Below are 20,625 nucleotides of genomic sequence, written 5' to 3' on the forward strand. Positions count from 1 at the left end.
GAAAAAATCCAGTAAATCAATTTCATATGAAAAGTCTAAAATTTTTTGGATGGTCTGCCCTTATGTCAATTTTGATGATGACAGGCTGTAAACCAAAGGGAACGGAGAACGCTGTAAGTGGCGATGCTGCCGAGAAAGTTTATGTTGCTCCCGGAAAATATGACGAGTTTTACAACTTCGTCAGCGGTGGCTTCAATGGACAGGTAAACGTTTACGGTTTGCCAAGCGGAAGATTGCTAAAAGTACTTCCTGTCTTTTCGCAGAACCCGGAAAACGGTTATGGTTACAGTGAAGAAACCAAGCCGATGCTACAAACCTCTCATGGATTCATTCCCTGGGATGACCAACACCACCTTTCACTGTCTCAAACCAATGGCGAAGTGGATGGAAGATGGCTGTTTGCAAACGCCAACAACACGCCCAGAGTGGCAAGATTGGATCTGAAAACATTCAAGACTGTTGAAATATTGGAATTGCCCAACTCTGCAGGGAACCACTCCTCACCATTCTTGACAGAAAACACGGAATATGTGGTGGCAGGAACCCGTTTCGCGGTGCCAACCGATGACAAAAACGGAGACGTTCCGATTAATACCATGAAAGAAAACTTCAAAGGAGTTTTGTCGTTCATTGGAATTAACAAAGACAGTGGAGATATGGATCTCTCTTTCCAGATTGAAGCTCCAGGAATTAACTTCGACCTTTCTCACGCAGGTAAAGGTAAATCCCACGATTGGTTCTTTTTCTCTTGCTATAACTCTGAAAAAGCCAACACCCTTCTTGAAGTAAACGCGTCCCAAAATGACAAAGATTTCATTTTGGCAGTGAATTGGGTGAAAGCAGCCGAGTTGGTGAAAGCTGGAAAAGGCAGAAAAGTGCAAACCGAATATGCCCACAACAAATTCGATGAAAGCACCCACACTGCAACTTCAACGATGAAGAAAGAAGTTACCGTACTTTCTATTGATGACATGAAAGAAGCCATGTACCTGATTCCTTGCCCGAAATCCCCACACGGATGCGACGTGGATCCAACCGGTGAATACATTGTGGCTTCCGGAAAACTGGCAGCTCTGATTCCAGTATTCAGCTTCGACAAAATCCAAAAAGCAATCGCGGATAAAGCTTTCGCATCTGATTATGACGGAGTTCATGTAATTAAATATGAAGCAGCTCTTCACGGCGAGGTTCAAAAACCAGGTTTAGGTCCACTTCACACAGAATTTGACGGAAAAGGAAACGGTTACACTTCCATGTTCGTTTCATCTGAAGTGGTAAAATGGGACATTAAATCTCTGAAAGTTTTGGATAGACAGCCAACTTTCTACTCAGTGGGTCACTTGATGATTCCTGGTGGAGACAGTAAAAAACCTTTCGGGAAATATTTGGTTGCATACAACAAAATTACCAAAGACAGGTATTTGCCAACAGGTCCAGAATTGGCTCAGTCTGCACAGCTTTTTGACATCAGTGGTGATAAAATGAAACTGCTGCTGGATTTTCCAACTTTTGGTGAACCGCATTACGCACAAGCTTGTCCTGGAGAATTATTATCAAAAAATCAGGTGAAGTTCTTCAAAATTGCAGACAATAAAAACCCATATGTGACCAAAGGTGAAGCAGAAAGCAAAGTAGTGAGAGAAGGAAACAAAGTTCATGTTTACATGACCTCCATCCGCTCGCACTTCGCACCGGATAACATCGAGGGAATCCGGGTTGGAGACGAAGTTTACTTCCACGTCACCAATTTGGAGCAAGACTGGGATGTTCCACACGGATTTGCCATCAAAGGAAATGAAAACGCTGAACTCTTAATCATGCCGGGTGAAACCTGTACGCTGAAATGGGTTCCTAAGAAGCCGGGAATGTACCCAATGTACTGTACAGACTTCTGCTCCGCGCTGCACCAGGAAATGCAGGGTTATGTGAGAGTATCACCTGCAGGAAGCAACACTCCGCTCATTTATTCCCTGAATAATAAGAAGGACAATGCTGTAGGTCCTGTGAAAGAAGGTGAAACCAAATAACACAGATCAATTTAAAGGGCGGTTTTCACTGCCCTTTTTTCTTTTGCTGATAGTTATCATGTTGTGATTCAAGTCACATTAAAACGATTCAAAAATCACGAAATTTACTATCCTTTATCCAATATCATTATCAAATGAAAAATCCCTCATTATCCAAATGGTCACGCATCTTTTTAATCATTTGCGGACTAGGTCTGTTCGTTTCCATATTTGTCCCATTATGGGCGATTTATCTGCAAGCACCGCAATATCCTGAAGGACTGGCAATGTTTTTATGGTCCCACAAAATCACCGGTGATTATCAAATCATCAATGGTCTGAATCACTACATCGGCATGAAGACCATTCATCAGAAAGATTTTTGGGAATTTAAAGTTTTACCCTATGCATTGGGATTTTTTGGCGTGCTTTGCTTCATCGCCGCTTTTCTCAATAAAAAGATTTGGCTTTATCTGACTACTCTCTTTTTTCTGATTTTTGGGCTTGCATTTATGGTAGATTTCTGGGCTTGGGAATACAATTACGGACACAATTTGGATCCCAACGCGGCAATCGTGGTTCCAGGAATGTCTTACCAACCTCCATTAATCGGATTTAAACAACTTCTGAACTTTGGCGCCTATTCCTTCCCCGATATAGGCGGAATCATTATGTTCGCCGTTGCAGGAATTTTGGTTATCTTAGCATATTTAGAATTCAGAAAAAGGAAAAATGCATGATTTGCAAAAGTCTAACTAACCGAAGTTTTACCATTATTTAAATACCTAAAATTAAAAACTTATGAAAGCAAAACCATTTCTAATTGCCGCAGGATCTATACTGGCATTTATGTCCTGCCAACAGTCTGGACCGAAAGATTTCCTTTTGGGAAGCGACCAGTGTGATAACTGCAAAATGACGATTACCGAGATTAAGTATGCCACCGAACTGATCACCGAGAAAGGAAAAGTCTATAAATTTGACGACATCAACTGCATGAATATGTATGAAGGTTCCAATCCAGACAAAGCTAAAAATGCTAAAACCTACGTCATAGATTTTCCCACTGATCAGTTTTTGGAAAAAAAACATGCAACACTCATCAAAGGCGGAACCATCAAATCGCCGATGGGTGGCAACACACAGGCTTTCAAAAATAAAGCAGATGCTGAAAAGGCAGCCGCAAAACTCGGTGCAAGTTTAACGAAATAGCAAAAAATGTTTAGATTTCTGTTTCTGTTTTTTCCGGTATTTCTGTTTTCAAACGTGCTGAAAGTCGGGAAAAATGAAACCTACAAAACCATTAAAAGCGCTGTCGCCTCATCAAAAAGTGGCGACAGTATTTTGGTGGAAAGCGGCATCTACAAAGAAGGCAACATCAGCATCACCAAACCTTTGACCCTCATCGGTTTCGGAAGACCGGTACTGGATGGCGAATTCAAGTATGAAATCCTCTCCTTTCGCTCGAACCACATCGTTCTAAAAGGCTTCAAAATCATTAATTCCGGGGAAGACGAAGTGGAGAATATTGGCGCAATCCGTTTGTACGACAGTCATTTTTCCACGATTGAAAATAATATTTTTGAGAATAATTATTTCGGAATATATATTCAGCGAGGTTACCGATGCCTGATCCAGAATAATAGAATCACCACCAGTCGTTCCAAATCCCAGGAAGGAGTCGGTGACGGAATCCATGCGTGGGTGAGCAAAGAACTTTGGATTAAGAACAACTATATTTCCGGACATAAAGATGGGATCTACCTGGAAAAAGTAGTGCAATCATACATTTACCGCAATGATTCGGTCAAGAATCTGCGTTATGGACTTCATTTCATGTTTTCTAATGACAATGTTTATGTTTCCAATATTTTCGACAATAATAATGCGGGAGTTGCCGTGATGTACAGCAATAACGTAGGAATGATGGGAAACAAATTCATCAACAACTGGGGCGATGGAAGTTATGGTTTATTACTGAAGGATATCTCATTCAGCAAAATCAAACACAATGTTTTCCAAAGCAATACCGTGGCGATATTTTTAGACGGTGCCACAAAAATCGACTTTTACCAAAACGATTTCCAAAACAATGGGTGGGGAATGAAAATCAACGCCAACTGCATGGAAAACCGGGTGCGAAGAAATAATTTCATCAACAACACTTTTGACGTGAGCACCAACGGAACGATGGTAATGAATGATTTCAGAAATAATTATTGGGACAAGTATGAAGGTTATGATTTAAACAGGGACGGAATCGGCGACATTGCGTTTCATCCGTTGAGTCTCTATTCTTATTTGGTTGAAAAAAATCCGTCCGTGATGCTTTTGTTCAAAACATTCATCGTGGATTTATTAGACAAGACTGAAAAAGTGATTCCCAGTCTTACTCCGGAAACCTTCGTGGATGAGCAACCTTTAATGAGAAAAGTAAAATTTTAATCCGGAGAAATTTTTATAGAAAAAAAATAAAGAGAATACGCACAATTGATTTTTGAAGATCGCCCTTCAGATATAAACGGAAACAGCAAATCCGAAGTTTTAAGGAGCTATTTCACAAAAATAAAATAATGCGAAGTCGGAAGAAAGTAGTCCGAAATTTGTGCTGCTAAATAATAATTATGATTACAATACAGGCTCTCACCAAAAAATTCGGGAAATTCACCGCGGTGAAGGATGTGACCCTTGATTTGCAGGACGGTCATTCCATTGCGCTCATCGGTCCGAACGGTTGCGGAAAAACGACGATGATCAAATGCATTCTAGGTTTAAACGTGGTGGAAGAAGGCGATATTCTGGTGAATGAAAAAAGTGTGAAGGACCATTATCTGTACCGAAAAGATATCGGTTATATGCCGCAAATCGGGCGGTATCCGGAAAATATGACCATCGGACACACCATCCAAATGATTAAAGATACCCGAAAACTCGCGGAAGAACATTTGGACAACGAACTTCTGGAAGCTTTCGAGCTGGAAAAAATATTCGACAAGAAAATGGGAAACCTTTCCGGCGGAACCACCCAAAAAGTGAGCGCGGTTTTGGCGTTTATGTTTGACCCGAAAATCATCATCTTGGATGAACCTACCGCTGGACTTGATCCGCTCGCTTCAGAAATCCTGAAAAAGAAAATAATCAAAGAAAAAAATAGGGGCAAATTAATTCTGATCACTTCACATCTATTAAGTGAATTAGACGAAATCGTGAGCGAAGTCATCTTCATGAACGAGGGAAAAGTTTTGGTGCACCAATCCGTGGAAGATCTCCTGAAACAGACCAATTCCGGGAAAATCTCAGAATCGATTGTAAGTATTTTAAAAGAAATGAAGAAATGAACAAGATAGCGCGCTTTATCCTTTTTGATATTTTGAAAAACAAAATCATCCTGTTTTACACGGTTCTGCTGTTCATCCTTTCATGGTCGGTTCTTGGGCTGGAAAGCAATTACACCAAAGCGACTTTGAGTTTGCTGAATGTGGTTTTGCTCGTGGTTCCATTGGTAAGTATCATATTTTCTACGATTTACGTGTACAACAGCAGTCAGTTTGTGGAGTTGCTTTTGAGCCAGCCGGTTCCCAGAACCAAAGTCTGGTTCAATATTTTCCTGGGACTTTCCACAGCACTGGTTTTTGCTTTTCTGATCGGCTGCGGAATTCCTATTGTTCTGTATTCATCGATTGAGACAGGATTTTCCTTAATTATTATCGGTATTTTTCTGTCCATTATTTTCACTTCTTTTGCCATGCTTTCCGCGATTTCAAGTCGGGACAAGGCGAAAGGAATCGGAATCTCCATTTTTCTATGGATTTTCTTTGCGATAATTTATGACGGTATTCTGTTGGTTCTCATGTTCCAGTTTGCAGATTACCCAATTGAAGGAATTATGGCGACATTGGCGGGACTAAACCCGATTGGTTTGGCCAGGATCTTCGTGTTGCTTCAGCTTGATGTTTCGGCGATGCTCGGTGCTTCCGGGGCAATATTTAAACAGGTTTTCGGATCCGGCGGCGGAATGGGAATTTCATTGGTCGTGATGGCGGTTTGGGCGATTATTCCTTTTTTACTCTCCTTGATTAAATTCAACAAAAAGGATTTATAGCGATTGTTATGAAATTTGAAGAGCATCTTTACCGGATGATCTAACCTCTTGTGCGCTTTTTTCTGACTTATGTCACCGGTCGATGTTTATTTTTTTTCCTATATTTGATCAAATTAAAAAATATGTTTTCTCGAGAGATTCTGTTGAAAAATAAGATTCCGCGAATGCTTTTGAAAAGGAAAGACACCCTTTTCCGCGAAGATGAAAAAGCTTTGAATCTATATTTTTTAACGAACGGAGAGATCAAGATTTACAATACCGATTCTGAAGGTAAAGAGTTCCTTATTGAAAAGGTTTCTAATTTCAAATTCCTGGGTGAACCCCCGTTTTTATTAGGCGAAAGGTATCCCGCCAATTCTGTAATCATCAGTGACACCGCGGAGATTTTCAGATTCAGCACTGAACATTTTAATCAATTTATGTCCGAAAATCCAGATATGATGTTCAAATTCACGATGGAGATAGCGAGAAAAGCCTACAACAAAACCATGAAACTGAAATCTATCGTGCATCAAAACCCCAACGAAAGAATTCTGAATTTCCTGAAAAACTACAAAAGAAGCCACAACCTGGAACTCACCGAAAAAAGCATCATCGAGGTGACCCGAAAGGAAATGGCAAACTCTACCGGTTTAGCGATTGAAACCGTGATCCGTACTGTGAAAAAAATGGAACGGGAGAATAAAATCGAACTTATCAATCATAAAATCTTATTCTGATGAACAAAGCTTTCTGGCTAAAATTTTCGGTATTCAATTTTTTCTTGGCAGCAGTTTTGGGCGTGATTATGCGCTATAAAATTGTTTATTCATTTCCATTCTTAGACCAGAAGCATTTACAGGAAGCGCATTCCCACTTTGCATTTTATGCCTGGATTACCAATGCGATTTATGTTTTGGTGGTCATTTATCTGAGTAAGATGAATCCTGATCTGAAACTGACCAAATACAAAGCGCTCCTCACCGCCAATATTATTTCCTCTTTCGGAATGTTGGCCGCTTTCATTTATGGCGGATACTTTTCGGTATCGGTGTTTTTTTCCACCACTGCGCTGCTCGTCAGTTTTGTTTTTGCCTTTCTTTTTTATGCAGATTCCCTAAAGATTCAAGACCAGTCAAAACCGTGGTTTCTGGCGGGCTTATTTTTTGCGGTGATTTCTTCGCTCGGTGTATTCAATTTAGGCTATATGAGTGCAACAAATAGCACGACCCAGAATATGTTTTTGGCTTCGGAATATTATTATCTGCATTTCCAATACAATGGATTCTTTATTTTTTCCTGCATTGGATTGCTGCTCTATTCGCTGAAGGAAATCGGTTCCTCCATCTCTGAAAAGAAGAATAAATTGCTGTTTTGGTTAATGTTTATGGGCTGTCTAATTGGTTTTGGGCTTTCTATTCTTTGGTTCAAAATGCCAATTTATGTTTTCACATTAATCGCTATTGCCACTATCGGGCAAACAATTGGCGCGATCATGCTATTTGCCTTTGTCAAGAAAAGCTGGACCCAAATCTCAGCAAACTGGTTACCCATGCAGCGCTTTATCCTGCTTTTTGCGGGATTCGCATTCGCAGTGAAGATTGCATTGCAGCTCGGTTCCAATATTCCTGCAGTGAATCAGTTCGCTTTCGGATTCAGAAATATTGTCATCGCATATCTGCACTTGGTTTTACTCATGTGCATTGCCATGTTCTTGATCAATCAAATCTTGGCGACCCGTCTTTTCAGCAATACCAAACCTCTTTCATTGGGACTTAAACTACTGCTTCTTGGTATATTTTTAAACGAGGCGGTACTTGGCTTAATGGGTGTTTTTTCAATCACTTATAATGCGGTTCCTTACGCCAATCATGCCTTGTTTTATATTTCGCTACTGATGATGGTTGCTTTGTTGGTGATTTTTGTGAATCTAAGATTCAAATCCGAAAATCAGATCTAAAGCGACCCACACTTTTTGAAAGTGGCAGTTGAGTCCAGCAGGCTTTTCAGTAATCCACAAAAAAGCAGTTTCAGGAAAACCCGAAACCGCTTTCAATCATTAAATTTAATAAACTATTACATTCTTTATTCCGGAACTACCACTTCGTCAATTGCGTAAACGATACCGTTAGAAGCTGGAACAGTTGCCAAAATATGTGCTTTTCCGTTGATGGTAGGTTTGCCGTCAACCATTTTAATGGTGATATTTTTACCGTCAACCATTCCCAGATTTTGTCCGTCACTCATTTGATCTTCCTTGATCACTCCTACATAAGTATGATGCCCCAAAATATCGGTGAGTTTGCCATTGTTTTCAGGTTTCAGCAAGTCTTCCACCGTACCTTTCGGTAATTTGTCGAAAGCCGCATTAACTGGTGCGAACACCGTGAAAGGACCCGCGTTGCTCAAAGACGTAGTTAATCCTGCAGTTTGAACCGCTTTCACCAAAGTGGAAAGATCGGGATTTTTTGCTGCAAGCTGCACGATGTTTGGATTGGATTCCTCGTCCTGCACTCCTTCCTGTCCGTGTCCCACGGTTTCAGTAGTTGCAGATGCTGAGTTTTCAGTTGCCGCTGATTCATTTTTCTTGCAGGAAAGCAAAGCAAATCCTACTACACTTAAAATTAGAATTGACCTTTTCATCTGTTTAATTTTTTGTTAAAATTAGTCACAATTAACGATTAGCCAATATGACCATGGTCATATAATAAGGGATTGATTACGTGATATTTATCACCAATACCAACAAAGATATGGTCTTCATGAAATTTCCGATATTAAATTTCCTCCTTACACATTGACATTTTCGCTGAAATCTCTATTTTTGAGAAATCATATTCATCCCGAAAATGCCGAATCAATATAATCCGAGAGATATCACGTGGCTTGCCTTTAATGAAAGAGTTTTGCAGGAAGCAATGGACGAAAACGTGCCGCTCCACCTCAGAATCCGCTTTTTGGGCATCTTCTCCAATAATTTGGATGAGTTTTTCAGGGTACGTGTAGCCGGATTGAAACGCGCGATGGACTTCAAGGATAAATTCATCACCGAATCTTTTTACCAGCCGCCGTCAAAAATTCTGCAAAACATCAACGAAATCGTCATCAAACAGCAGCAGGATTTTGACAAAACATGGAAGAAAATCCAGCTGGAGATGGCGGAACAGAAAATCTTTATTAAAAGTGCAAAAAACCTAAGTCCGGAACAAAAAATATTCGTCAGGAAATATTTCGATGAAGTGGTAGAAAGCAACGTGATTCCAATTTTGCTTCACAATAACGTTCCGATGCCTTATTTACGTGACAAATCACTCTACTTGGGAATCGCAATGCGGAAAAAAGAATGGCAGTACGAAAGCAAATTCGCCATCATTGAGATTCCATCACGGATTATCGGCAGATTTGTGCTGCTTCCGTCTGAAGATAAAGATGAAAAAAACGTGATGCTTCTGGAAGACGTCATCACGTTCAATTTACCCCATATTTTCTCGTATTTTGGATATGATGATTTTGAAGCCAACTGTTTCAAAGTAACTAAAGATGCGGAATTCGATTTAGACAATGACATCAAGACGACTTTGGCCGAAAAAATTGAAAAAGGCATCAAATCCCGAAGAAAAGGAAAACCAACCCGTTTTGTTTTCGACAAGGAAATGGACAAAGCATTGCTGGAATTCCTGATCCGGAAATTAAATCTCAGCAAAAAAGACAGCATCATTCCCGGAGGAAAAATCCATAATTTCAGGCATTTCATGGACTTTCCGGATGTATTCAAAGCTTACAAAAAACCGGAGGAAAGAAACTCCTTCGACCACCCGGAATTTGTAGGAAAAAGAGTAACCGATGTGATCCAGAAAAAAGATGTACTGCTTACTTTTCCTTATCACACTTACACTCCCGTCATTGACCTGATGCGGGAAGCGGCGATGGATCCGGATGTGAAGTCTATTCAAATCACAGCATACCGATTGGCAAGTAATTCCAAGATCGTGAATGCTTTGATTAATGCGGTTCGAAACGGAAAAGAAGTGACGGTGATGCTCGAACTTCGGGCAAGATTTGATGAAGAAAGCAACCTGGAATGGAAAGAAATTCTGGAACAGGAAGGGGTGAAAGTACTGGTGGGAATTCCAAACAGAAAAGTTCATGCGAAACTCTGCGTCATTAAGAAAAGAGTCCACAGCAAAACGATTCAGTACGGATTTGTAAGCACCGGAAACTTCAACGAAAAAACAGCCAAAATTTACGGCGACCATTTGCTGATGACCGCAGACAGAGGAATCATGGCGGATATCAATAAAGTTTTCCATGTGTTGAGAAAGCCCAAAGACGATATTATTCCTGTTTTGAAAACCTGTAAAAATCTTTTGATTTGTCCGCAATTTATGAGGGAAAAAATCCTGTGGCACATCGACAAAGAAATAGAGGAAGCCAAAGCAGGGAGGAAAGCGGAAATGATTATCAAAGTCAATTCAGTAAGCGATCGGAATCTGATTACCAAACTTTACGATGCCGCAAAAGCCGGAGTAGTGGTGAAAATGATTGTTCGAGGAATTTATTGCGCCGTGAACCAAAAGGAATTTAAACAAAAAATCCAGGCAATCAGCATTGTGGATGAATATTTGGAACACGCGAGAGTGATGTATTTCTACAACAAAGGCAGTGAAGACATCTACATTTCATCCGCCGACTGGATGACCAGAAATCTCGATTACCGAATTGAAGCCGCCGCAAAAATCAATCAGAAAAATTTGAAAAAAGAAATCAAGGACATTCTGGAAATCCAGTTAAATGACAACGTAAAAGCCAGAATTCTGGACAAAAAGATGAGCAACAAATATGTGGATAACGGAAAAACCGAAGTGCGGTCGCAGATTGAGACGTATAAGTATTTGAAATCAAAGTAGAGACATGACTTATTGCTTGTCCAAGAATATTGAGAAAAAAAACGAAAAACGAGGAAATTAATGAACTTTTTAAGGACAAAATCTCAAAAGTAAAACATAGATTTGCGAACAGAATTTAAAATGAACTGCTGCTAAAATTATGCTTTAAAAAATCTGCTGAAGGCACCCAATAAGAAAGACCAGTTTCATTTGCAAAAACTAAATTACCCAAATTTGCCCACCTCCCCAAAATTCCCTAACTTCGCCCTACTTTCAGAAAAGGGAATCGCGTGAAATCCGCGAACTGTCCCCGCAACTGTAAATCACGGAGGATTAAGTAATCATTAACAGTGCCTTAATTCCGCAAAAAGTTTCTGCAAAGAAGCCATTTTCAAGATCATGAAGAGAAGGCGCAGAAATGTGAAAGTCAGGAGACCTTACTGAAAGCTCAACCCAAAAAACTGCTTTCGGAGGAAAAGCCCTGAAAATGTTCAAAAACTTACCTTTTTTTTCAGCATTATTTCTGCTGTTTTCGTTTCCGATTTCCGCACAGGAAAAAATCATCGATACCGTTTTTATCTTTGATAACCAAATCGGTAATGCAAAAAAAATCCAGAAAATTTCGACTTTAAAAGAAGAAGATTTACTGAAGAATTCTACTAATCTCTCCGAAGTACTCCGGTTTCAATCGCCGGTTTATATCAAAGAAAATGGCCGCGGAATGGTTTCTGCGCCGTCTTTTCGCGGAACCACGGCACAGCAAACCGCGTTCGTTTGGAACGGGATCAATGTGAATTCACAGTTTCTTGGACAAGGCGATATCAATAATCTCAACCTTCTCGGCTATGACCATCTCGAAATAAAATCCGGCGGCGGAAGTGTGATTTACGGCAGTTCGGCTATTGGAGGAACGATTCACTTGAACAACGAATTAAGTTTTAACCGTGGTTTGAAGAATTCCGTTTTTTTTGAATATGGTTCGTTTGAAACGTACAATACCTTTGTAAAATCATCTTTCAGCAATGAAAAACTGAGTGTGAAATTGACCGCCAATTATTCCGAAAGCGAAAATAATTATGAGGTCCCCGAAAAGAATTATCTGAATCAAAACGGACAATACCACAACGAAAATTTCAATTTAGGTATCGGTTATAAAATCGATGAGCAAAATACGGTTTTTTGGCAAAGTCAGTTATACGGAGGAAATCAGCACTACCCGATTTTCTCGGAATTTTCCACGAAAACGAAATATCTTTCCAACAATTTCAGAAGTTTGGTGAGTTGGAATTTTAAAGGCGAAAAAATCCAGAATATCTTGAGGCTGGCTTATTTGGAAGAAGAATTCGGCTATTTCCAAAATATAGACCTACCCAAAAGCAGCGGTGGAATGGGGAAAAACTACATCGCCAAAAATGATTTGAATTATTCCCTCAACGAAAAATTCAATTTCAACATCATCACCGAATATCAACTGAACAAAGCGGAAGGTTTTCTTTCCGGAATTCAGAATATTTCCCGAAATGCTGGTTCTGTCGCGGCTTTGCTTCGTTGGAATCCTGCGGAAAAATGGTATTTTGAAGCCGGTACGAAAAAGGAATTCGTGGAGAAAATTGAAGCGCCGTTTTTGTTTTCTTTTTCGGGAAAGATTCAGTTTGCCGATTGGTATGCGCTGACTTTCAACACTTCCAGAAATTTCAGATACCCTACTTTCAACGACCTTTATTGGAAACCGGGCGGAAATTTGGACTTAAAACCTGAAATTTCTCATCAGGCAGAACTGGGAAACCGTTTCCAATACAAAAATTTCAAACTGAACATTACACCTTATTATATACGGATCGAAAATATGATTCGCTGGTTGCCGACATCTTCGGGAATTTGGTCGCCCATTAACACCGAAAAAGTGGAATCTTACGGTTTGGAATCGCAGCTGGATTTCGAGAAAAGTTTTGGGAAAAACCATGCGACTCTTTCCGCAGGTTATGTTTTCACCCATTCAAAGGATTTGGAAACTGACCGTTTCCTGATGTACGTTCCGAAACATAAATTCTTTGCCAATGCAAGTTACCGCTACGATTTCTCGGAAATTTTCGTGCAGGGAATGTACAATGGAATGACTTTCACCACTTCCGATGAAAGTGTTTTAGCTGCTTTAAAACCTTATTTCGTAGCCAATGCCGGATTGAATCTGACTTTTTTCAAACATTATCAGTTCGGTTTTAAAGTCAACAATATCTTTGACCAAATTTATGAAACAACCGCTTTTTATCCTTTGCCAAAAAGGAATTACAGCGCCAATTTATTAATCAACTTTTAAACCCTAAAAATGAAATTTTCAAAACTCTCAACGCTGTTTCTTGCAGGAACCTTATTGTTCAACCTTTCATGCAGAAAAGACGACCCAATTCCACCACCGGTTTCACTGGGGAAATATGAAAACGGAATCCTGATCACCAATGAAGGCGGTTTTTCTACGCCGACTTCCACGGTGACTTATCTTTCCAATGACTTAGGCATACAGGAAGAAAATATTTTCGGGACCAACAACTCCAATGCAATTTTAGGAAATGTTCTTCAATCGGTTGGCTTCAAAGGCGATTTGGCCTATTTGGTGCTGAATGTGCCAAATAAAATTGAGATCGTGAACAGACATACCTTCAAGAAAACCGGATCGATCACCAGCAATCTGGAACAGGCAAGATACATGGCATTCTCCGCGAACAACACATATGTGACCAACAACAATTTCAGCACCGTGAAAAAGGTGAATATTTATGACCATGCAAATGCATTTGTAAAAAGTATAGATTTCCCAAATTATGCCGAGAAAATCACCTCATCTGATGGATTTATCTATGTGCAGACCGATGGTTTGACCTATGACAGCAACTATAATGAAATTGCGACCGGACACACGATTTCCAGAATCAATCCGGCAACCAACACGGTGGACAAAACCATTATGCTGAACGATACCGCAATCATCAGAGATCTGGTTTCTGATCAGACTTCAACGTATGTTCTAAGTTCGGATGCCGTTTATACTTACCTTTACAAAATCAATTCAAAAACCGGTGCATTTACCCAACAGGAAGTGTTTGACATTCCGAATGGAGAAAAATTAGCGGTAGATGGAGGTCAGGTTTATTTCGTGACGGCCGGGAAGAAAGTTTACCGACTTGATGGCAGCAACGCTACTCCTCTTTTTGATGTTGACACAAGTTTTATTTACGGATTCAATATCATTGATTCTAAAGTATTTGTCTCTGACCCGAATTTCAGTGGGAATAGCAAAGTGAGAATCTACAATCTTTCCGGAACTTTAATGAAAACGATCACTACAGGGATTTCAACCAACGGTTTCTACAAAAACTAAAATCAAAATATTTCATGAAAAAACCCTTCCGAACCATTGGTTTGAAAGGGTTTTTGCTATATGTGCCGTTTAAGGATTTTCTTGGCTTCCTATTAATGCCGGATTTTCAGTCCGAGCGTTTCCGCTTCTTTAATCACAAACATTCTAGCATCATCTTTGTCATTGGCGATTTCACCCTCCAAAATAGCTTCCTTCACTTTTTCCTTCAGGATGCCGATTTCTCGACCAGGCCTGATTTTGAACATTTCCATGATTTCCTCTCCAGAAATGGGCGGCTGAAAATTCCGGACCTGATCCTTTTCTTCCACCTCCTTTATCTTTTGGGCAACATATTCAAAATTTTTCCTGAATTTCTCCTGTTTGGAGGAATTCTTAGTCGTGATATCTGCTTTGCATAAGGTGAACAAATCTTCCAAATCTTCTCCGGAATCAAACAGAAGCCTTCGCAATGCGGAATCCGAGGTACCATCATCAATCAGCGCAATGGGTCTGGATGAAAGTTTCACCAATTTCTGGACATATTTCATATCCGTTCCGAGTGGGAGTTTTAAACGCTGAAAAAGATTCTTCACCATTTTCGAGCCTAAAAACTCGTGTCCGTGGAAAGTCCAGCCGTTTTTTTGGTCGAACTTTTTTGTGGGTGCTTTTCCGATGTCGTGAAGCAATGCCGCCCAGCGAAGCCACAGTTTATCGGTATTTTTGGCAATATTATCCACCACTTCCAAGGTGTGCCAAAAATTGTCTTTGTGTGTTTGACCTTCCACTTCCTCGATTCCTTTCAAGGCCGTCAGTTCGGGGATGATTAAAGGTAAAAGTCCGGTTTGCTCCATCAGCTTCAACCCCACTGATGGTTTTTCCGATAGCATAATCTTGTTGAATTCCACCATGATTCTTTCCATCGAAACAATTCTGATCCTTTCAGATTCATTTTTAATGGCGTTTAAAGAATTTTCTTCAATCTTGAAATTCAAGGTCGAGGCAAAACGAATCGCACGCATCATCCGCAAAGGATCATCTGAGTAAGTTTGCGAAGGTTCCATCGGAGTCCGGATGATTTCATTCTGAATATCTATCAGTCCGCCAAAAGGATCAATCAACGCACCGAAATCTTTCTTATTCAGAGAAATCGCCATCGCGTTGATGGTGAAATCCCTGCGTTTTTGGTCATCTTCCAGAGTTCCGGTTTCCACAGAAGGTTTTCGGGAATCTTCAGAATAACTTTCTTTTCTTGCTCCGACAAATTCCAAATCGAGTCCGCTGTGCTTAAACATTGCAGTTCCGTAGGTTTTAAAAATGGAAACTTTCAGCTGGGGATCGATTTCTGCAGCAGTTTTTTTTGCGAGATCCATTCCGTTTCCTTCGGTCACGAAATCGATATCGGTAGGTGCTTTACGCTTCATCAGCAAATCCCGGACATAACCGCCGACAATAAAAACCGACTGATTATTCACTTCTGCCACCTGGGAAATGAGTTTGAAAAGCTTAAGGTTTTTATTCTGTTTAAGATTGATTTGCATCGTGATAAAAGCTGATTTTAAGAATGTGCAAAGATAGCCAAAAAAGAAAAACCCATATTGCTATGAGTTTTTGAGATTTGGTTTTCGGCAGTTAATTTGATGCCGGATGATCATCTAGCAACCAATCATGGATTTCGTCTTCCAGATATTCGGTCTGTAACTTCACCGCCTCCAGGAAATCGTCCGGAATATTTGAGGCATCACTGTTTTCCAGATTCCATAATTCTTCAGACATCAGTTCGTATTCGGAATAGATTCGTTTGAAACGCGGGCTGTTTTTTTCTAGTTCTTCGATTTTTTTTTGATCTGGTCTGAACTTTCGGTAAGCGTTTGGGGTTTTCATGGTATTTTTTTTCACCGTTGTGGACAAATGTTATCAACTTAAAAGTAGGTCTTCAAGATAAAAGTCAATCTCACAACACATTGAAAATGAAAATTTATCAGGTAAAATTTCCTCGTTTGAAAGAATAAATTTAGATATTAAATCGAAACAAAAAAATATTTTAACAATAGTTTTAATTGTTTAACAATAGTTTTAAATTTGCATTCAGTAACAAAATATGAGAACACTTCTCCTCAGACAGCGACAGATCTTGCTATTCATCATTGCCGGCGGTTTAAGCGCGATTGTGGAGATAGGCTCATTTAAGATTTTCAGCGTTTACCTTCCCCAAATTATTACATCAGAAACCAATTTTCATGGGATTCACTTTCCATTAAGTAATGTTTTTTCGACGACTTGCGGCATTTTAACCAATTATTTTCTAAGCATCTGGTTTGTGTTCGAGCGTGGCAAACATTCCAAAAAGAAAGAATTCGCTTATTTCATGTTTGTCTCATTTTTTTCCACGATCCTCAGTTTGTCTTTCTTCCAAATTTTCTTTAGGTTTGTATTCACAGATCATTTTGATGCCGGTTTCTTTGTCTTCAGCCAGGAGATACTGAGTAAAATTTCTGCCATCCTTTTGGTTTCTATTTTAAATTATTCTGTAAAAAAGAGAGTGATCTTTAATGGATAAAAAGGTCAACTCATTATCTGTGATAATTGGACTTCTCAGGTACTGAAAAGGATTGCAATCAATAAAAAATTATGACAAGACTCCTCAATTACCTTTGGCGCGGCTGGATGATTCTGCTGGGAACAGTTCTTACGCTTACTCTGGGAATTCCCGTGCTGATTTTATCGGTTCGAAAGGAACATTATAAATATGCCTATAAATTCATCCGAGTCTGGTGTTTTGGGATGTTTTTTGGAATGGGTTTTCGTTATGAATTGATTAAGCTGACCACAAAAAAAATCGAAAAAGACCGCCAGTATGTTTTTATTTCCAACCATACTTCGCTGATGGATGTGATGCTGCCCTGCCTTTTGATGCCAAATCACCCTCTTTGCTATGTGGGGAAGAAAGAACTGGTAAAAATTCCTATTTTTGGAACAATCTATAAGAGAATTTGCGTGATGGTGGACCGAAGTTCTGCAAAAAGCCGGGCAGAAGTGTACCGCAGATGTGCAGAAAGAATGAAGGAAGGACAGAGCATCGTGATTTTTCCGGAAGGAGGAGTTCCGGACGACACCACGATTCTTCTGGACAGTTTCAAAGACGGCGCATTTATCCTTTCCTCGAAACATAAGGTCCCAGTTGCAATTTTCACATTTGTGGGTTTAAAAGAAATGTTCCCATTTGACAATTCCAAAGGACACCCCGGAAAAGTGCGGGTTTACTTCAGTGATATTTTAGAACCAACCAATTCAGCACCGGAATTGAAAACAGTGGCTTACCAGGAAATAAAAAAAGTCTTGGAAAACCCGGTTTGAGAACTTAAATTAATTATATTTGTTTTTAACAAATTTTAATAGATGTCTACAAATTATTCTAAGCAGACCAATTGGGGGCAGTTCGTGCCATTGGTAACTGTGTTTTTCTTTTGGGGTTTTGTTGCTGCGAGTAACGACATTTTGATCCCGGTTTTCAAGAAAGCTTTCAATCTGACCCAAAGTCAGAGCCAGTATGTAGCGGTTGCTTTCTATGTGGCCTACACAGTTGGTTCACTGATTTATATGTTTATTTCGAAAGCAATCAAACAGGACCTGATCAACAAAATCGGTTATAAAAACGGTTTGATAACTGGACTTCTGATTTCCGCAGCGGGAACACTTTTATTTTATCCGGCTGCAAATATGGGTTCATTTACTTTAATGATTTCAGGTCTTTTCACTGTGGGACTAGGGTTTTCTTTGCAGCAAATCGTTGCAAATCCCTTGGCTATTGAAATTGGTCCAACTGAAACTGGCTCACAACGTTTGACGATGGCGGGAGGAATCAATAATTTGGGAACAACGATAGGTCCATTAATAGTAGCTTTTGCTATTTTCGGTTCTGCAACCGCTTCCAATACTGAAGCCAGCATTGAATCCGTGAAAATTCCCTACCTGGTTCTGGGAGGCGCTTTTATTTTGGTGGCCATACTATTAAAATTTTCATCACTTCCACAAATCACACCAACAATTACTGAAAATACAGACGATGATATTCCCGGTGAACACCGTACTTCTGCGCTACAATATCCGCAGCTTGTCATGGGGATGATCGCTATTTTTGTGTATGTAGGTGTAGAGGTTTCCACCGCAAGTAATCTTCCAGCCTATATGGAAAAATCATTAGGTTTTCAAACCAAGGATATTGCGCCCTATATTTCGCTATACTGGGCATCACTAATGATTGGTCGATGGACCGGTGCAGTGGAAGCATTCGATTTCAATGCAGGAATTAAAAAAGTCCTCAGGTTTTTGGCACCTTACCTTGCATTTGGAGTTTTCCTTTTGGTCAATGCTATTGCACAACATGATCTGTCCCATTTTTACATTTATGGAACGATCATTTTCGTGATGATTATCTGTGACATTTTGAGCAAAGGAAATCCGGCGAGAATGCTTTTGATCTTTTCCATGATGGGAATTATAGCATTGGGGATAGGAATGTTGACCACCGGCATGACATCGGTTTATGCCTTTACCAGTGTCGGCTTATTCTGTTCCACTTTGTGGCCCTGTATTTTTGCTTTGGCGATCAACGGCTTGGGGAAGCACACCAACCAAGGTTCTGGATTTTTAATTATGATGATTATGGGAGGAGGCATTATTTCTTGGATCCAAGGAGCTCTTGCCGATGCCACAAATATTCATTTAAGCTATATCGTGGGTGTTCTCTGCTTTGCCTATCTTGCTTTCTATGCTATTCGGGTAAGTGGGATTCTAAAAGCTCAGGGAATTGATTTGGACAAACTTCAAAAAGAAGGTGAACACTAAGAAAAATAAATATCAAACAAAGCGTTTTTGGGCAGGTTTTTTACTTGCCCAAATTCTTTTGTTTTTCATGCTTTCCAAAATAGGTTTTGCGGTAGAGCTTTTCGCAAGATTCTTTGAACTTAAGAAAAGATTTCATCAGCAGCTATTCGCGCGGATACCTTTCTCTGTGGGAGATGTTTTTTACATCGTGGTCTTCATTTTTCTAGGCTTCATATTGATTAACACGATTCGCAAAGTGTCCCGAAACAAATCTTTGATTTGGCTTTTTGTGGCCATAAATTCCTTCTATTTCATCTACCAGCTTTTTTGGGGAATGATGTACTTTCAGCACCCGATCCGCGAAAAACTTCCCAAAGGAGTAGTCACCGCAAAACAGACGAAGGAATTAGCTTTGATTTACTTGGATCGTTGCCGGAAAACCAGAGAATTGGTCAGCGAGGATGGGAGAGGAGTATTTGAAATTGAAAATTTTAAAGAAGTAGAAACCGAAATCCTGAGAAGGCAAAAACATCTGCCCAAAATAATCGGTTCCCAAAAATCGACCGCCATCAATTCCTTTAAACCAAGCTTGTTTAGAGGAATCATGAGCTATACTGGGATCTTCGGATATTATAATCCATTTTCTGCGGAAGCGCAGATTAATGCGGAACTTCCCTCCATATTTCTCCCTTTTACATTGGCTCATGAAAGTTCCCACCAACTGGGTTTTGCCCGGGAACAGGAAGCAAATTTTGTAGGATACCTCATCGGGAAAGAGTCGGGGAATTCGGACTTAAGATACAGCACTGAGTATTTTGTTCTCAAATCACTTTTGAATGCTTTGGCAGAAAAGAATCCTGCATTTGTGAAGCAGGTCTTGAGCGCTTATTCTCCTGGCATGAAACGGGACCGGAACGCCGAGAAAGCGTTTATCAAAAATCATGCAGGAATTCTGGATTCTTTATTTGGGATCACTAACGATCTGTTTCTCAAATCCAATCAGCAAGACGGAAGTGTCACCTATTCCTATTTCGTAAACCTTCTGATTCAGTACGAATACTCTCCCGATCAGCAATAAAAAAGAACCGTACTTTGCAGTACGATTCTAAAAACACAAATGATGAAAAAAAATTTATTGCCCCAAAACAGACGAGTGTCATATTTAAGGCGCGGTAAAATTACTACAAAATTTTCAAATAGCAAAATATTTATTTTAAAAATATCCACATCCCTACTCAATTTAATGGATTTGTTGTGAATTTACAGCATAATCCCTATATTTTTTTGAATTTTTACTAATGTTTGTTCGGCAATGAAATTCATGCAAATGAAAAATCCCAACTGTTGTTGGGATTTGTAGCGAAGACGGGAATTGAACCCGTGACCTCAGGGTTATGAATCCTGCGCTCTAACCATCTGAGCTACCTCGCCTGGTTTTGAGTGGTGCAAAGATAAAAATATTTTGTGATGTGG

18 protein-coding genes, 1 tRNA gene and 1 riboswitch are annotated in these 20,625 nt (G+C 39.8%); of the genes, 15 read left to right on the forward strand and 4 right to left on the reverse strand.

The annotated features are described in order from the left end of the window. Positions 1-26 precede the first annotated feature (26 nt). From nosZ to L0951_RS02255, 8 genes are all read left to right on the forward strand, one after another. A complete protein-coding gene (gene nosZ, locus L0951_RS02220; protein ID WP_234109225.1) occupies positions 27-2,027 on the forward strand; it encodes a Sec-dependent nitrous-oxide reductase in 2,001 nt (666 codons plus the stop codon). A gap of 134 nt (positions 2,028-2,161) precedes the next feature. Continuing rightward, positions 2,162-2,746: a hypothetical protein gene (locus L0951_RS02225; protein ID WP_234109226.1), complete on the forward strand. Its 585-nt coding sequence runs from the start codon at positions 2,162-2,164 to the stop codon at positions 2,744-2,746. Positions 2,747-2,807: 61 nt separating this feature from the next. After that, on the forward strand, positions 2,808-3,218 hold the full coding sequence (locus L0951_RS02230; RefSeq protein WP_234109227.1) for a nitrous oxide reductase accessory protein NosL: 411 nt from the start codon (positions 2,808-2,810) through the stop codon (positions 3,216-3,218). A 6-nt stretch (positions 3,219-3,224) separates the two neighbouring features. Then, positions 3,225-4,451, forward strand: coding sequence for a nitrous oxide reductase family maturation protein NosD (locus L0951_RS02235; RefSeq protein ID WP_234109228.1), 1,227 nt, complete (start codon positions 3,225-3,227; stop codon positions 4,449-4,451). A 179-nt stretch (positions 4,452-4,630) separates the two neighbouring features. Beyond that, on the forward strand, positions 4,631-5,344 hold the full coding sequence (locus tag L0951_RS02240; protein ID WP_234109229.1) for an ABC transporter ATP-binding protein: 714 nt from the start codon (positions 4,631-4,633) through the stop codon (positions 5,342-5,344). Further along, positions 5,341-6,108 carry an ABC transporter permease subunit gene (locus tag L0951_RS02245; protein ID WP_234109230.1) on the forward strand — a complete coding sequence of 256 codons (768 nt, stop codon included), beginning with the start codon at positions 5,341-5,343 and terminating at the stop codon, positions 6,106-6,108. The genes L0951_RS02240 and L0951_RS02245 overlap by 4 nt, the downstream gene beginning before the upstream one ends. Before the next feature lie 164 nt (positions 6,109-6,272). After that, a complete protein-coding gene (locus tag L0951_RS02250) occupies positions 6,273-6,827 on the forward strand; it encodes a Crp/Fnr family transcriptional regulator (protein ID WP_234109231.1) in 555 nt (184 codons plus the stop codon). Continuing rightward, complete coding sequence (locus L0951_RS02255) at positions 6,827-8,047, forward strand: hypothetical protein (RefSeq protein WP_234109232.1); 1,221 nt, start codon at positions 6,827-6,829, stop codon at positions 8,045-8,047. The genes L0951_RS02250 and L0951_RS02255 overlap by 1 nt, the downstream gene beginning before the upstream one ends. A 125-nt stretch (positions 8,048-8,172) precedes the next feature. Here the strand turns inward: L0951_RS02255 and L0951_RS02260 are convergent, their stop codons facing one another. Continuing rightward, entirely contained in the window at positions 8,173-8,730 is a 558-nt protein-coding gene (locus tag L0951_RS02260; RefSeq protein WP_234109233.1) for a fasciclin domain-containing protein, read from the reverse strand. A gap of 206 nt (positions 8,731-8,936) precedes the next feature. Here L0951_RS02260 and ppk1 point away from each other — a divergent pair, with 206 nt between their 5' ends. The 3 genes from ppk1 to L0951_RS02275 all read left to right on the forward strand — a co-directional run bounded on the left by ppk1 (position 8,937) and on the right by L0951_RS02275 (position 14,349). After that, entirely contained in the window at positions 8,937-10,994 is a 2,058-nt protein-coding gene (gene ppk1 / locus L0951_RS02265) for a polyphosphate kinase 1 (protein ID WP_234109234.1), read from the forward strand. A gap of 255 nt (positions 10,995-11,249) precedes the next feature. Then, positions 11,250-11,411, forward strand: a riboswitch (cobalamin riboswitch). 49 nt (positions 11,412-11,460) lie between these two features. Continuing rightward, the gene (locus L0951_RS02270; RefSeq protein ID WP_234109235.1) at positions 11,461-13,290 is read left to right on the forward strand and encodes a TonB-dependent receptor plug domain-containing protein; all 1,830 of its coding nucleotides are present in this window, start codon (positions 11,461-11,463) and stop codon (positions 13,288-13,290) included. A 9-nt stretch (positions 13,291-13,299) separates the two neighbouring features. Then, on the forward strand, positions 13,300-14,349 hold the full coding sequence (locus L0951_RS02275) for a hypothetical protein (RefSeq protein WP_234109236.1): 1,050 nt from the start codon (positions 13,300-13,302) through the stop codon (positions 14,347-14,349). A gap of 92 nt (positions 14,350-14,441) precedes the next feature. On the opposite strand, the gene L0951_RS02280 is transcribed toward L0951_RS02275, so the two are convergent. Further along, on the reverse strand, positions 14,442-15,866 hold the full coding sequence (locus tag L0951_RS02280; RefSeq protein ID WP_234109237.1) for a CCA tRNA nucleotidyltransferase: 1,425 nt from the start codon (positions 15,864-15,866) through the stop codon (positions 14,442-14,444). A 91-nt stretch (positions 15,867-15,957) separates the two neighbouring features. Continuing rightward, positions 15,958-16,209 (reverse strand): hypothetical protein, encoded by a 252-nt coding sequence (locus L0951_RS02285; protein ID WP_234109238.1) that lies wholly within the window; start codon positions 16,207-16,209, stop codon positions 15,958-15,960. 217 nt (positions 16,210-16,426) lie between these two features. Here L0951_RS02285 and L0951_RS02290 point away from each other — a divergent pair, with 217 nt between their 5' ends. The 4 genes from L0951_RS02290 to L0951_RS02305 all read left to right on the forward strand — a co-directional run bounded on the left by L0951_RS02290 (position 16,427) and on the right by L0951_RS02305 (position 20,230). Further along, the gene (locus L0951_RS02290) at positions 16,427-16,885 is read left to right on the forward strand and encodes a GtrA family protein (RefSeq protein WP_234109239.1); all 459 of its coding nucleotides are present in this window, start codon (positions 16,427-16,429) and stop codon (positions 16,883-16,885) included. Between the two features lie 71 nt (positions 16,886-16,956). Further along, positions 16,957-17,682 carry a lysophospholipid acyltransferase family protein gene (locus tag L0951_RS02295; protein ID WP_234109240.1) on the forward strand — a complete coding sequence of 242 codons (726 nt, stop codon included), beginning with the start codon at positions 16,957-16,959 and terminating at the stop codon, positions 17,680-17,682. Between the two features lie 42 nt (positions 17,683-17,724). Continuing rightward, positions 17,725-19,173 (forward strand): MFS transporter, encoded by a 1,449-nt coding sequence (locus tag L0951_RS02300; protein WP_234109241.1) that lies wholly within the window; start codon positions 17,725-17,727, stop codon positions 19,171-19,173. A gap of 67 nt (positions 19,174-19,240) precedes the next feature. Then, entirely contained in the window at positions 19,241-20,230 is a 990-nt protein-coding gene (locus L0951_RS02305; RefSeq protein ID WP_234109242.1) for a DUF3810 domain-containing protein, read from the forward strand. A 279-nt stretch (positions 20,231-20,509) separates the two neighbouring features. Here L0951_RS02305 and L0951_RS02310 read toward each other — a convergent pair. Then, a tRNA-Met gene (locus tag L0951_RS02310) sits at positions 20,510-20,583 on the reverse strand. Positions 20,584-20,625: the final 42 nt, after the last annotated feature.

The organism is Chryseobacterium sp. R2A-55 (assembly GCF_021401085.1).
Classification (GTDB): domain Bacteria; phylum Bacteroidota; class Bacteroidia; order Flavobacteriales; family Weeksellaceae; genus Kaistella.

Coding starts and splice junctions, on each gene's coding strand:
- nosZ (WP_234109225.1), top strand. CDS start 27: ATGAAAAGTCTAAAATTTTTTGGATGGTCTGCCCTTATGTCAATTTTG.
- L0951_RS02225 (WP_234109226.1), top strand. CDS start 2,162: ATGAAAAATCCCTCATTATCCAAATGGTCACGCATCTTTTTAATCATT.
- L0951_RS02230 (WP_234109227.1), top strand. CDS start 2,808: ATGAAAGCAAAACCATTTCTAATTGCCGCAGGATCTATACTGGCATTT.
- L0951_RS02235 (WP_234109228.1), top strand. CDS start 3,225: ATGTTTAGATTTCTGTTTCTGTTTTTTCCGGTATTTCTGTTTTCAAAC.
- L0951_RS02240 (WP_234109229.1), top strand. CDS start 4,631: ATGATTACAATACAGGCTCTCACCAAAAAATTCGGGAAATTCACCGCG.
- L0951_RS02245 (WP_234109230.1), top strand. CDS start 5,341: ATGAACAAGATAGCGCGCTTTATCCTTTTTGATATTTTGAAAAACAAA.
- L0951_RS02250 (WP_234109231.1), top strand. CDS start 6,273: ATGCTTTTGAAAAGGAAAGACACCCTTTTCCGCGAAGATGAAAAAGCT.
- L0951_RS02255 (WP_234109232.1), top strand. CDS start 6,827: ATGAACAAAGCTTTCTGGCTAAAATTTTCGGTATTCAATTTTTTCTTG.
- L0951_RS02260 (WP_234109233.1), bottom strand. CDS start 8,730: ATGAAAAGGTCAATTCTAATTTTAAGTGTAGTAGGATTTGCTTTGCTT.
- ppk1 (WP_234109234.1), top strand. CDS start 8,937: ATGCCGAATCAATATAATCCGAGAGATATCACGTGGCTTGCCTTTAAT.
- L0951_RS02270 (WP_234109235.1), top strand. CDS start 11,461: ATGTTCAAAAACTTACCTTTTTTTTCAGCATTATTTCTGCTGTTTTCG.
- L0951_RS02275 (WP_234109236.1), top strand. CDS start 13,300: ATGAAATTTTCAAAACTCTCAACGCTGTTTCTTGCAGGAACCTTATTG.
- L0951_RS02280 (WP_234109237.1), bottom strand. CDS start 15,866: ATGCAAATCAATCTTAAACAGAATAAAAACCTTAAGCTTTTCAAACTC.
- L0951_RS02285 (WP_234109238.1), bottom strand. CDS start 16,209: ATGAAAACCCCAAACGCTTACCGAAAGTTCAGACCAGATCAAAAAAAA.
- L0951_RS02290 (WP_234109239.1), top strand. CDS start 16,427: ATGAGAACACTTCTCCTCAGACAGCGACAGATCTTGCTATTCATCATT.
- L0951_RS02295 (WP_234109240.1), top strand. CDS start 16,957: ATGACAAGACTCCTCAATTACCTTTGGCGCGGCTGGATGATTCTGCTG.
- L0951_RS02300 (WP_234109241.1), top strand. CDS start 17,725: ATGTCTACAAATTATTCTAAGCAGACCAATTGGGGGCAGTTCGTGCCA.
- L0951_RS02305 (WP_234109242.1), top strand. CDS start 19,241: ATGCTTTCCAAAATAGGTTTTGCGGTAGAGCTTTTCGCAAGATTCTTT.